The 345-nt window shown below is 69.3% G+C and carries 1 protein-coding gene; it reads left to right on the top strand.

Features of this window, described 5'->3' with window-relative positions:
- On the top strand, positions 1-345 hold a 345-nt coding region (locus KDH83_RS32065; RefSeq protein ID WP_212323248.1), incomplete at both ends, for a hypothetical protein.

Below are 345 nucleotides of genomic sequence, written 5' to 3' on the forward strand. Positions count from 1 at the left end.
GTGCTGATGACGGCCACGGCGGCCGTGGGTTTTCGCGCGCTGGATTTGCTCTCGCTATTGTCCACGCCGCTCAAGCTCGGCCTGCTGCTGGCCACATTCTGGTTCGCGCTGCAGGCCCCGCACGGTGATGTATGGGCCTATGCCGGGGCCGAGGCGCTGCCCGTGGGAGCCGGCATTTCGCTGGTGGTGGGCGGACTGATCGTGGGCGTGGTGCTGGCGCCCGACGTCTGCCGCTATGCCCGCACGCCGGCGCAGGCGGCCATGGGCGTGGTGCTGGCCTATGGCATCGGATTTCCGCTGGTGCTCAACCTGTCGGGCATTCCCAGCCTGGTCACGGGCGTGGGC

Origin of the sequence: Achromobacter sp. Marseille-Q0513 (genome assembly GCF_018195695.1) — a bacterium.
GTDB lineage: Bacteria > Pseudomonadota > Gammaproteobacteria > Burkholderiales > Burkholderiaceae_B > Achromobacter.